This is a genomic window from Pseudomonas sp. GW823-FHT03E05 (assembly GCF_058796855.1).
In genome coordinates this window covers 409725-421706 of record NZ_JBXAJB010000003.1, presented here as the reverse complement: position 1 = coordinate 421706, position 11982 = coordinate 409725, and the positions used below count along the sequence as shown (strand labels likewise).

The window sequence follows — 11982 nt, the reverse complement described above, 5'->3', positions numbered from 1 at the left end:
CCTTCCTCTGTAGCCGTTGCATCACCTTTGGGCGAAAAAAATATGGTCAGCCGCCAAGCGGAGGATTAGCTTAGGCAGTCACGACCAATTCGATCCGAGGTGTGCGATGGTGCTTGAGACATGGCTGGCGTTCTTTGCCGCCAGTTGGGTAATCAGTCTTTCCCCGGGCGCCGGCGCCATTGCGTCGATGTCCTGCGGCCTGCAATACGGTTTCTGGCGCGGCTACTGGAACGCCCTGGGGCTGCAACTGGGCCTGGCCATGCAGATTGCCATTGTCGCGGCCGGTGTCGGGGCCATTCTCGCGGCCTCTGCCACGGCCTTCTATGCCATCAAGTGGTTCGGTGTGGCCTACCTGGTGTACCTGGCGGTCAAGCAGTGGCGCGCGCTGCCCAGCGACCTCAGTGATGACGCCGCCATTCGCCCCATCGGCAAGCCCCTGGCCCTGGTGTTTCGCGGTTTCCTGGTAAACATCAGCAACCCCAAGGCGCTGGTGTTCATGCTGGCGGTGTTGCCGCAGTTCATCGATCCCCATGCCCCCCTGGTCAAGCAGTACCTGATTCTCGGCGCCACCATGATCGTGGTCGACCTGATCGTCATGGCCGGCTATACGGGGCTGGCGTCCAAGGTCCTGCGCCTGTTGCGCACCCCGGTCCAGCAGCGGCGGATGAACCGCACCTTCGCCGGCCTGTTCCTCGGCGCCGCGGGTTTTCTGGCAACTATCCGCAAAGCGGCGGCCTAGGTTTGCAGGAACAAGAAAAGGCGACCCACCGGGTCGCCTTTTTCGTTTGCGTGCGGTTTAGCGCAGGGTCACTGGCGCCGTGTCCGGCGGCTGGTTGTTGCGCATCGGCGCTTGGCGCGGTTGCTCGCAGCTGTCACGACCCAACTGCCGGGTGACGTCTTCGCCCAGGGGCTTGGACACTTTGCGCACGCAGGGGAGCGGGTGCTAGCTGGGCGTGAGGCTGGTGGCCTGTGAGCGAAGATGTTTCAGCGGGGCTGATAAGCCTTGAGTGAAACTCGTTGGGAGGGAACAATATGTTACTTCTTATTTCCCTTTGAGATTTATTCATGATTGCCCCTTCCCGTTTACTGGCGTTGCTAGTGTTGCCGGTGCTGGCGCTTTTCAGCTTCAACCTGCTGGCCGATACCGTCGACGGCGCGCCCAAGGCCCTGCATCTGCTGGATTACATTGGCGCGGACTATCCCGCCACGGTCGAGGGGGGCAAGGTCATTGACGAGTCCGAGTACCGTGAGCAGGTGGAGTTTCTCGGCGTCCTGCAGGGGTTGATCGCCGATCTGCCGGCCAAACCGGAAAAGGCTGAACTGGAGCAAGGCGTTGTCAGCCTGCGCAAAGCGGTGGATGACCGCGTCGATGGCAATCAGGTAGCTCGCCAGGCGCGGCAGATGGGGGCCCGGCTGGCGGTAGCCTATGAGGTCAGCCAGGCGCCGATCATCACCCCGGATCCGACCCGTGGCGCGCCGTTGTACGCCCAGCACTGCTCGGTATGCCATGGCGAGCAGGGCGCCGGCGATGGTCCGGCGGGCGTGGGCATGACCCCGCCACCGGCCAACCTGCGGGATGTCGAACGTCTCGACCGCCTGAGCCTGTATGCCATCTACAACACCCTGGGGTTGGGCGTGGAAGGCACCGACATGCCGTCCTTCGCTGATCAACTGGATGATCGCCAGCGTTGGGACCTGGCCACCTACATCGCCAGTTTCAGCGCCGACCCTGCGGCCGCCAAGGGCGAGCAGAGCTTCAATCTGGCCGACCTGGCCCGGCAGACACCGGGTGAAGTACTGGCCGCCCAGGGACCGCAGGCAGCCGCGACTTTCCGTGCCCAGCGTGCCCAGCCGCCTCAGGTCAAGCGGGGGCCGGCGCAGTTGCTGGACTACACCGCATCGACCCTGGACAAGAGCCTGGCGGCCTATCGCAGCGGTGATCACGAACAGGCCTACGATCTGTCGGTAGCGGCGTACCTGGAAGGTTTCGAGCTGGTAGAAAGCTCCCTGGACAACGTCGATGCCAACGTCCGCAAAGACACCGAAAAGGCCCTGATGGCCTACCGGCAGTCGTTGCAGGACGGTTTGCCGGTGGCCCAGGCCGAACAGCGTCTGGACGCGGCCAAGGCCAAACTCAAGGAGTCCGCCGAGCTTCTGGGCGGCGACAGCCTGAGCTGGTCTCTGAGCTTTATTTCCGGCCTGCTGATCCTGCTGCGCGAAGGCCTGGAAGCGATCCTGGTGCTGGCGGCCATCCTCGCCTTCCTGCGTAACACCGGCCAGCAATCGGCGGTGCGCAGTGTCAACGTCGGCTGGGGCCTGGCCTTGCTGGCCGGCCTGGGTACCTGGGCCTTGGCGGCCTACGTGATCGATGTCAGCGGTTCCCAGCGTGAACTGCTCGAAGGCGCTACCGCGCTGTTCGCCAGTGTCATGGTGCTGTGGCTCGGGGTGTGGATGCATGACCGCCGGCATGCGGCGGCCTGGCAGGACTACATCAAGAGCAGCCTGGTGGGCGGCGGCGGGCGTTTCGGCTTTGCGGTGCTGGCGTTCTTCTCGGTCTATCGCGAGCTGTTCGAAGTGATTCTGTTCTACGAAACCCTGTGGCTGCAGGCCGGCCCTGCCGGGCACAACGCGGTACTGGCCGGTGGCGCCACCGCCCTGGTGCTGCTGGTGGGGCTGGCCTGGGTGATCCTGCGGGGCTCGGCCAAGCTGCCCCTGGCGCTGTTCTTCGGCATCAACGCGGCACTGCTCTGCGCCTTGTCGGTGGTGTTCGCCGGGCACGGCGTCAAGGCGTTGCAGGAAGCGGGTATCTTCGGTACGCGGCCAGTGCCGTTCTTCGACTTCGACTGGCTGGGTATTCATGCCGACGCCTACTCGCTGGGTGCCCAGGCGGTGGCGATCCTGGCGATCGTGGTGCTCTACAGCCGCAGCCGCATGAGTGAGAAGCGCCGCGTGCAGGCTTCCTGAGCCGGCGTAGTTGATTGCGGGCAAGCCCGCTCCTGAAGGGGCGGCTTGCCCGTTCTGCATTCTGGAGGGAGAACATTCAATGCGTGTCTGGATCGATGCCGATGCCTGCCCCAAGGCGGCCAAGGATCAAGTAGTGCGCTTCGCCCTGAAGCGCCAGTTTGAAGTGGTGCTGGTGGCCGGACAGGCGCAGATCAAGCCGGCCTTCGCCTGCGTCAGGCTGATCGTGGTGCCCAGCGGCCTGGATGCCGCCGACGATTACCTGGTGGAGCACGCAGTGCCCGGTGAACTGGTGATCTGCAGTGACGTGCCGCTGGCCGACCGCCTGGTGAAAAAGGGCGTGGCGGCCCTGGACCCGCGGGGCAAGGAGTTCGACGCACAGAACATGGGCGAGCGCCTGGCGGTGCGCAACCTGTTTACCGACCTGCGTGAACAGGGGCAGGTCAGTGGTGGGCAAGCGCCCTATGGCGACCGGGAAAAACAGGCCTTCGCCAACGCCCTGGACCGCATCCTGACGCGCTTGGCGCGCCAGGCCTGAGGGGCGCTCGCTAGAGGCTCACTTGTCGCCTTCGTGGGTCAGCTCCAGCACCCGGTCCACCAGCTTGTTGATGCCCGAGGCCGCTTCGCTGATGGATTTCGCCAGCATGTAGGCGGGGGTGCTCACCAGTTTGCGCGCCTTGTCTTCGATGATCTCGCCCACTGCGCATTCGGCGTGGGTGGCGCCCATCTTGCCCAGGGCGGCTGCGGTGTCGGCATCGTTGCCGATGGTGCAGGTCACGCCGGGGCCGTAGATCTTCGCGGCCATGGCCGGGGCGATGCACATCAGGCCCACCGGCTTGCCGGCTTCGGCAAAGGCTTCGGCCAGGGCCAGGACGTCGGCCTGGACTGTGCAGGCAGCGCCTTCGGTGGCGAAGCTGGAGAGGTTTTTGGCTGCCCCGAAGCCACCGGGAATGATCAGCGCATCGAAGTCTTCGACGCGGGCTTCGCGCAGGTCCTTGACCTCACCCCGGGCGATGCGCGCCGATTCCACCAGCACGTTACGGGTCTCGGCCATGGTTTCGCCGGTCAGGTGGTTGAGCACATGCATCTGGGGGATGTTCGGGGCGAAGCACTGCACCTGGGCGCCGCGTTGGTCGAGGCGCAGCAGGGTGATCACGCTTTCGTGGATTTCGGCGCCGTCGAACACGCCGCAACCGGAAAGGATCACTGCAACTTTTTTGCTCATGGGTTTTTCTCCAGATTCATGGCGCTAAATGTCCGCCTGTTTGTCACACCTGGCCATAGGGGGATGGAGTCGTCGGAACTAATCTTGGTTATCGATATCGATCGGGTCGCGCCATGAACCTCATCCTCTATGCGGTGCCGTTTTTCTTTGTGTTGATTGTTGCTGAATTGTTGGTCGATCGCTGGCGGGGAGTGAATAACTACCGGGTTGCCGATGCGGTCAATAGCATCAGCACCGGCGTGTTGTCCACCACCACGGGCCTGCTGACCAAGGGGCTGGGCCTGGTCACTTATACCTTCGCCCTCCAGCACTGGGGGCTGTTCGAGCTGCCGGCGCACAGCCTCTGGGTATGGATCGGGGCCTTTGTCCTGTACGACTTCTGCTACTACTGGCTGCATCGCTGCGGTCATGAACGCAATATCCTCTGGGCCGCTCACTCGGTGCACCACCAGAGCGAGGACTACAACCTCTCCACGGCTCTGCGCCAGACCAGCACCGGCTTCCTGTTGAGCTGGATCTTCTACCTGCCCCTGGCGGTACTCGGGGTGCCGCTGGTGGTGTTCGTCACGGTGGCAGCCCTCAATCTGCTGTATCAGTTCTGGGTGCATACCCGGCACATCGGCAAGCTGGGCTGGTATGAATGGTTCTTCGTGACCCCCTCCAATCACCGGGCCCATCACGCGCAGAACGCTCTTTATATGGATCGCAACTACGGCGGGGTGTTCATTCTCTGGGACCGGCTGTTCGGCACCTACCAGGAAGAGGACGACAACGAGCCCGTGGTGTTCGGCGTGACGACCCCGCTGGCCAGTTGGAACCCGCTGTGGGCCAATCTGCAGTTCTATGCCCAGCTCTGGAATGATGCCCGGCGCACCGAGCATGTGCGGGACAAGCTGCGGATCTGGTTCATGCGCACCGGCTGGCGCCCGGCGGATGTGCAGGCCCGTTATCCCCTGGCCAAGCCGGAGCTGAGCCAGTTTCGCAAATTCGAGGTGGCCCTGGATGTGCGGCGTCAGATGTACGTGGTGCTGCAGTTCGCGGTGTATGTAGCCCTGGGCAGCTACCTGATGAATGCCCAGAGCAGCCTGTCGGTCCAGGCACTGCTGCTGGGCGGGGGCGCGATGGCCTTGGGTCTGTTCGTACTGGGCGCGGCTCTGGAGGATCGGCCCTGGAGCCTGAAACTGGAAGGGGCGCGGCTGCTGCTGAATCTGCCCCTGGTATGGCTGGCGCCGCTGGTCGGTCTGTGGCCGGCCAGCCCCCTGGCCTGGGTGGCGCTGGGCAGCTACAGCCTGCTGAGTGTCTGCGGGCTGTATTGCTGCGGCTCGCGTGTTACTCGGCTGGCGTCTTAGGTTCCCGGGCGGAGGCCTGTTCGGCTTCGTAGATCTGCTTGGCCAGGCGTGCGTTCTTGAAGCGCCGGCGCAGCCACAGGCCGAAGCCCAGGACCAGCAGGGCGCCCAGCACCCACAGCTCGTACTTCTTGATGCTGCCGAGCATGCCTTCCATGACTGCGCCGAAATGGTAGGCCGCCTGGGCCAGGGCTATGGCCCAGATCGCTGCGCCGATACCGTTGAGCAGCAGGTAGCGGCCCGGCGGATAGCCGGACAGGCCGATGGCCACCGGCATCACGGTGCGCAGCCCGTAGACGAAGCGAAAGCTCAGTACCCAGATATCCGGGTGCTTGCGGATATGCTCCAGCGCCCGGTCACCCATCATTTGCCAGCGCGGTTTGCGCGCCAGCAGCTTGCGGCCATGCTTGCGCCCCAGGAAGTACCACAACTGGTCACCGGCGTAGCTGCCGAAGAAGGCAACCACCATCACCAGGTTGATATCCATGTATCCGCGGAACGCGAGAAATCCGGCAAGAACCAGAATGGTTTCGCCTTCGAAAAACGTGCCGAGAAAGAGGGCGAAGTAGCCGAAATCCTGAAGAAATTGTTGGAGCATTGTCTGGATGCTGGCGAAATGAACGCGCAGCCTACCCCTTCGACGACGTTCGGGAAAGTATCGAAATGTGTCTCGACGTGAACAATCCGGCCAATGACAATGAGTGTTGCTGCCGGTCAACAGCTTGAGCACAACTGTCATCTGTTCGTCATAATGCCCGCTTATAACTGTCCCGCTCGTCCGCCAGCGCGAGCCCTGGAGTCCGCCGTGAGCTTTACCCCCGCCAACCGCCTGTTTCCAGCCACTCGTCTGCGGCGCAACCGTCGCGATGACTTTTCCCGCCGTCTGGTGCGGGAAAACCGCCTGAGCGTGGATGACCTGATCCTGCCGGTGTTCGTGCTCGAGGGTGAGAATCGCCGCGAAGCGGTGGCTTCGATGCCGGGTGTGGAGCGCCTGACCATCGACCTGTTGCTGGAAGAGGCGGCGCTCTGGGTCGATCTGGGGATTCCGGCCCTGGCGCTGTTCCCGGTGACGCCGGCCGGGCTCAAGTCCCTGGATGCGGCCGAGGCCTGGAACCCCGACGGCATCGCCCAGCGTGCCACCCGCGCCCTGCGCGAACGCTTTCCGGCCCTGGGGGTGATCACCGACGTTGCCCTTGACCCGTTCACTACCCATGGCCAGGACGGCATCCTCGACGAACAGGGTTATGTGCAGAACGACATCACCGTCGACGCCCTGGTGCGCCAGGCCCTGTCCCATGCCGAGGCCGGCGCCCAGGTGGTGGCACCGTCGGACATGATGGACGGGCGGGTCCAGGCGATCCGCGAGGCCCTGGAACTGGCCGGGCATGCCAACGTGCGCATCATGGCTTACTCGGCCAAGTACGCCAGCGCCTACTACGGCCCCTTCCGCGATGCGGTGGGCTCGGCGCTGAACCTGGGCAAGGCCGACAAGGCCTCGTACCAGATGGACCCGGCCAACGGCCAGGAAGCCCTGCATGAAGTGGCGGCGGACCTCGCCGAAGGCGCGGACATGGTCATGGTCAAGCCGGGCATGCCGTACCTGGACATCCTCTGGCGGGTCAAAGATGAATTCAAGGTGCCGACCTTTGTCTATCAGGTCAGCGGCGAATACGCCATGCACATGGCAGCAATCCAGAATGGTTGGTTGGGTGAGGGGGTTATTCTTGAATCCCTGACCGCTTTTAAACGTGCAGGTGCCGATGGCATCCTGACTTACTTTGCCGTTCGTGCTGCTCAATTGTTACGAGAGCAAAAATAGCCCTCCCAGGAACACGCGATGAATACTGAAGGACTCTCAGAAGTTGCCGTAAAAGAAGCTCAGCCGGTGGTCGAGCAAGTGGTGGAGACCCCGCCGGAACTGGAGCCAGTGGCCCCGGCCGCGGTGGCCGAGACGCAACCGGCACCGGCCATCGTCATTCCCAACCTGGATGACAGCAGCCTGTACATCCACCGCGAGCTGTCGCAGCTGCAATTCAACATCCGCGTGCTGGAGCAGGCACTGGATGAGTCCTATCCGTTGCTGGAGCGCCTGAAGTTCCTGCTGATCTTCTCCAGCAACCTGGACGAGTTCTTCGAGATCCGTGTGGCGGGCCTGAAGAAGCAGATTACCTTCGCTCGCGAACAGGCCGGTGCCGACGGCCTGCAGCCGCACCAGGCGCTGGCGCGCATCAGCGAACTGGTGCACGGGCATGTCGACCGCCAGTACGCGATTCTCAACGACATCCTGTTGCCGGAGCTGGAAAAACATCAGATCCGCTTCATCCGTCGCCGCTACTGGACCACCAAGCTCAAGACCTGGGTTCGCCGCTATTTCCGCGACGAGATCGCGCCGATCATCACCCCCATCGGCCTGGACCCGACGCACCCGTTCCCATTGCTGGTGAACAAGAGCCTGAACTTCATCGTCGAGCTGGAAGGCATCGACGCCTTCGGGCGCGATTCGGGCCTGGCGATCATCCCCGCGCCGCGCCTGCTGCCGCGGATCATCAAGGTGCCGGAAGAAGTCGGCGGCCCTGGCGACAACTATGTGTTCCTCTCGTCGATGATCCACGCCCACGCCGATGACCTGTTCCAGGGCATGAAGGTAAAAGGCTGCTATCAGTTCCGCCTGACCCGAAACGCCGACCTGGCAGTGGACACCGAGGACGTCGAAGACCTGGCCCGTGCGCTGCGCGGCGAGCTGTTCTCCCGTCGCTACGGTGACGCGGTCCGCCTGGAAGTGGCCGACACCTGCCCCAAGCACCTGTCGGACTACCTGCTCAAGCAGTTCAACCTGCACGAGACCGAGCTGTACCAGGTCAACGGCCCGGTGAACCTGACGCGGCTGTTCAGCATCACCGGCCTGGACAGCCACCCGGAGCTGCAATACACCCCGTTCACTCCGCAGATCCCCAAGCTGCTGCAGAACAGCGAGAACATCTTCAGCGTCATCAGCAAGCAGGACATCCTGCTGCTGCACCCGTTCGAATCCTTCACCCCGGTGGTCGACCTGCTGCGCCAGGCTGCCAAGGACCCGCATGTGCTGGCAGTGCGCCAGACCCTGTACCGCAGTGGTGCCAACTCGGAGATCGTCGACGCCCTGGTGGACGCGGCGCGCAACGGCAAGGAGGTCACCGCGGTGATCGAATTGCGTGCGCGGTTTGACGAAGAGTCCAACCTGCAGATGGCCAGCCGTCTGCAGGCGGCCGGTGCGGTGGTGATCTACGGCGTGGTGGGGTTCAAGACCCACGCCAAGATGATGCTGATCCTGCGTCGCGAAGCCGGCGAGATCGTGCGTTATGCGCACCTGGGCACCGGCAACTACCACGCGGCCAACGCCCGTCTGTACACCGACTACAGTCTGCTGACCTCCGACGATGCCTTGTGCGAGGACGTGGGCAAGCTGTTCAGCCAGCTGATCGGCATGGGCAAGACCCTGCGCATGAAGAAGTTGCTGCATGCGCCGTTCACCCTGAAGAAGGGCATGCTCGACATGATCGCCCGGGAGACGCAGTTCGCCCTGGACGGCAAACCGGCGCACATCATCGCCAAGTTCAACTCATTGACCGATCCGAAGATCATTCGCGCGCTGTACAAGGCCAGCCAGTCGGGCGTGCGCATCGACCTGGTGGTGCGTGGCATGTGCTGCCTGCGTCCGGGCATTGCCGGGGTCTCGCACAACATCCACGTGCGCTCGATCATCGGCCGCTTCCTGGAGCACACCCGGGTGTTCTACTTCCTCAATGGCGGCGAGGAACAGATGTTCCTTTCCAGTGCCGACTGGATGGAGCGCAACCTCGACAAGCGGGTCGAGACCTGCTTCCCGGTGGAAGGCAAGAAGCTGATCCTGCGGGTCAAGAAAGAGCTGGAAAGTTATCTCACCGATAACACCCACAGCTGGAGCCTGCAGTCCGACGGTCGCTACATCCGCAATACGCCGACCGGTAATCAGAACCCGCGCAGTGCCCAGGCGACCCTGCTGGAGCGTCTCGGCAGCCCGGTGTTGCCGGTGCGCTAAGCGCGACAGGCGCCAATGAAAAAGGCCAGCCCGATCACCGGGCTGGCCTTTTTTGTGCGGTTTGCAAGAGCTGTAGGAGCTGGCTTGCCAGCGAAGACGTCCCTGCGAGCGATGCAAGGTTTCGCGGCCTCTTCGCCGGCAAGCCGGCTCCTACAGGTCCGTGGCAGGTCAGCTGACGTTGAGCACGATGCCGACCCGGGTCAGCCATTCGGCTTCTAGGGCGAAGTCGGCCTGGGTCAGCTGGTTTTCATCCAGCCAGTTTTCCGGGAACTCCACATCCAGCTGATCGCCTTCGGCGCTGAGGCTCACCTGAGGCATCTGCTGGGTGCCACGGATGTGGTGGAACAGGATGGCGAAACGCAGCAGCACGCACAGACGGATCAGCTTGATGCCGTCATCGCCGAACTCGGCGAATTTCTCCTTGGGGATGTTGCGGCGGTGGCCGCGCACCAGGAGAGCCAGCATCTGCTGGTCTTCCCGGGAGAAACCCGCCAGGTCCGAGTGCTCGATCAGGTAGGCACCGTGCTTGTGGTAGTGATAGTGGGCGATGTCCAGCCCCACTTCATGGACCTTGGCCGCCCAGCCCAGCAGTTCGCGCCAGATGCCGTCTTCCAGGTCCCAGTCCGCGGCCACCTGGTCGAAGGCGCGCAGGGCCTTGCCTTCAACGCGAGAGGCTTGTTCCAGGTCGACGTGGTAGCGCTCCATCAGCGAGCTGAGGGTGCGTTCACGGACGTCTTCGTGATGATGGCGGCCCAGCAGATCGTAGAGCACGCCTTCACGCAGGGCGCCTTCGCAGTGATCCATGCGTTGCAGTTCCAGGGCGTCGAAGATCGCTTCGAGAATTGCCAGGCCGGCGGGGAAGATCGCCCGGCGGTCGGGCTTGATGCCTTCGAAGTCGATCTTCTCGGCGTCGCCGAGCTTGAACAGCTTGCGCTTGAGCCAGGCCAGCCCTTCGGCGTTGACCTCGCCGCTACCCTGGCCGCCAGCCTTGAGGGCCAGGCCAATGGCGCGAATGGTTCCGGACGAGCCGATGGCTTCGTCCCAGGTCAGGCGATGCAGGGCATGCTCGATGCTCATGATCTCCAGGCGTGCGGCGGTGTAGGCCTGGGCATAGCGGGCAGGGGTGATCTTGCCGTCGCGGAAATAGCGCTGGGTGAAGCTTACGCAGCCCATCTGCAGGCTCTCGCGCAGCAGGGGTTCGAAGCGCTGGCCGATGATGAATTCGGTACTGCCGCCGCCGATGTCGGCCACCAGGCGCTTGCCCGGGGTGTCGGCGAGGGTGTGGGACACCCCGAGGTAGATCAGGCGGGCTTCTTCACGGCCGGAGATGACTTCCACCGGGTGGCCGAGGATTTCCTCGGCACGGCGAATGAACTCGCCGCGGTTGCGGGCTTCGCGCAGGGCGTTGGTGCCGACGATGCGCACCGTGCCCTGGGGCATGCCGTTGATCAGTTGGGCGAAGCGCTTGAGGCAGTCGAGACCGCGCTGCATGGATTCTTCGTTGAGCTGGCGTTCTTCGTCGATGCCGGCGGCCAGTTGAACCTTTTCTCCGAGCCGCTCGAGAATGCGGATTTCACCGTTCCGGGCCTTGGCCACGACCATGTGAAAGCTGTTGGAGCCCAGATCGATCGCGGCGATCAGGGACAGATTCTTGGCTTGGGATTGGGGCATGGTTGGGGGTCTCGGTCGATAACCTCGCCATCCTGCCACGATCAACGGCTCGCGCCAACGCGCAGTGTCCAATGCGTTGATTCAACGCATAAAAGCCTGCGCCGGGGCGGTGGCCCGGCGGTCCCGTGGCCAGGAAAGATCCCGTTCAATCGGGCGAGCCGCTCCTTGGCAGCCAGGCAAAGACCCTGCTGCAACAGGTGCGTGGTGCCGGCCGGGGTTGCCGAATGGCCTGTGCAACCCGCGCAACGTCCCCAGCTGAGCTATACCCAAACTCGTGGGGCACCATAGTTAGAGTCAATCATCTCCGGCTTCCTGAACGCGGGAAGGGCAGATATGATGGGCCACGTTTTTTTGCTTACAACCTGGAGAATTCCATGAGCAGCGATCTTATCAAACACGTCAGCGACGCCAGCTTCGAGGCCGACGTACTCAAAGCCGAAGGCGCTGTACTGGTCGACTACTGGGCCGAGTGGTGTGGCCCATGCAAAATGATCGCTCCGGTTCTGGACGAAATTGCTGAAACCTACAAGGGCAAGCTGACCGTTGCCAAGCTGAACATCGACGAGAACCAGGAAACCCCGGCCAAGCATGGCGTGCGTGGTATCCCGACCCTGATGCTGTTCAAGAACGGCAACGTCGAAGCTACCAAGGTTGGCGCACTGTCGAAGTCGCAACTGGCTGCCTTCCTCGACGCCAACATCTAAGCGTCGATTCGGTACCCT

At 63.2% G+C, this 11982-nt stretch carries 11 protein-coding genes; 7 read left to right on the top strand and 4 right to left on the bottom strand.

Annotated elements, in window-relative coordinates:
• The first annotated feature begins 106 nt into the window (after positions 1 to 106).
• Positions 107 to 739, top strand: a complete 633-nt coding sequence (locus tag AC1RCO_RS14925; protein WP_011064164.1) for a LysE family transporter — start codon at positions 107 to 109, stop codon at positions 737 to 739.
• A gap of 57 nt (positions 740 to 796) precedes the next feature.
• Here the strand turns inward: AC1RCO_RS14925 and AC1RCO_RS14920 are convergent, their stop codons facing one another.
• The gene (locus tag AC1RCO_RS14920; protein WP_370505706.1) at positions 797 to 919 is read right to left on the bottom strand and encodes a hypothetical protein; all 123 of its coding nucleotides are present in this window, start codon (positions 917 to 919) and stop codon (positions 797 to 799) included.
• Between the two features lie 146 nt (positions 920 to 1065).
• On the opposite strand from AC1RCO_RS14920, the gene AC1RCO_RS14915 reads away from it, so the two are divergent.
• Both AC1RCO_RS14915 and AC1RCO_RS14910 read left to right on the top strand, forming a co-directional pair.
• The gene (locus tag AC1RCO_RS14915) at positions 1066 to 2964 is read left to right on the top strand and encodes a cytochrome c/FTR1 family iron permease (RefSeq protein ID WP_011064163.1); all 1899 of its coding nucleotides are present in this window, start codon (positions 1066 to 1068) and stop codon (positions 2962 to 2964) included.
• 79 nt (positions 2965 to 3043) lie between these two features.
• Positions 3044 to 3499: a YaiI/YqxD family protein gene (locus AC1RCO_RS14910; RefSeq protein WP_220223433.1), complete on the top strand. Its 456-nt coding sequence runs from the start codon at positions 3044 to 3046 to the stop codon at positions 3497 to 3499.
• A gap of 18 nt (positions 3500 to 3517) precedes the next feature.
• On the opposite strand, the gene elbB is transcribed toward AC1RCO_RS14910, so the two are convergent.
• Positions 3518 to 4186: an isoprenoid biosynthesis glyoxalase ElbB gene (elbB, locus tag AC1RCO_RS14905; protein WP_015637442.1), complete on the bottom strand. Its 669-nt coding sequence runs from the start codon at positions 4184 to 4186 to the stop codon at positions 3518 to 3520.
• A 113-nt stretch (positions 4187 to 4299) separates the two neighbouring features.
• Here elbB and AC1RCO_RS14900 point away from each other — a divergent pair, with 113 nt between their 5' ends.
• Positions 4300 to 5535: a sterol desaturase family protein gene (locus AC1RCO_RS14900; RefSeq protein ID WP_220223432.1), complete on the top strand. Its 1236-nt coding sequence runs from the start codon at positions 4300 to 4302 to the stop codon at positions 5533 to 5535.
• Here the strand turns inward: AC1RCO_RS14900 and AC1RCO_RS14895 are convergent.
• Positions 5516 to 6130 (bottom strand): DedA family protein, encoded by a 615-nt coding sequence (locus AC1RCO_RS14895; RefSeq protein WP_011064160.1) that lies wholly within the window; start codon positions 6128 to 6130, stop codon positions 5516 to 5518. The genes AC1RCO_RS14900 and AC1RCO_RS14895 overlap by 20 nt on opposite strands.
• A gap of 207 nt (positions 6131 to 6337) precedes the next feature.
• Between AC1RCO_RS14895 and hemB the strand changes: the two genes are divergently transcribed.
• A complete protein-coding gene (gene hemB, locus AC1RCO_RS14890; RefSeq protein WP_072451840.1) occupies positions 6338 to 7351 on the top strand; it encodes a porphobilinogen synthase in 1014 nt (337 codons plus the stop codon).
• A gap of 18 nt (positions 7352 to 7369) precedes the next feature.
• Positions 7370 to 9589 (top strand): polyphosphate kinase 1, encoded by a 2220-nt coding sequence (gene ppk1, locus AC1RCO_RS14885; RefSeq protein ID WP_015637439.1) that lies wholly within the window; start codon positions 7370 to 7372, stop codon positions 9587 to 9589.
• A 168-nt stretch (positions 9590 to 9757) separates the two neighbouring features.
• Here ppk1 and ppx read toward each other — a convergent pair whose 3' ends face one another.
• Complete coding sequence (gene ppx / locus AC1RCO_RS14880) at positions 9758 to 11260, bottom strand: exopolyphosphatase (RefSeq protein WP_065365051.1); 1503 nt, start codon at positions 11258 to 11260, stop codon at positions 9758 to 9760.
• Between the two features lie 374 nt (positions 11261 to 11634).
• Here ppx and trxA point away from each other — a divergent pair, with 374 nt between their 5' ends.
• Positions 11635 to 11964 (top strand): thioredoxin TrxA, encoded by a 330-nt coding sequence (gene trxA / locus AC1RCO_RS14875; protein ID WP_003206727.1) that lies wholly within the window; start codon positions 11635 to 11637, stop codon positions 11962 to 11964.
• Positions 11965 to 11982: the final 18 nt, after the last annotated feature.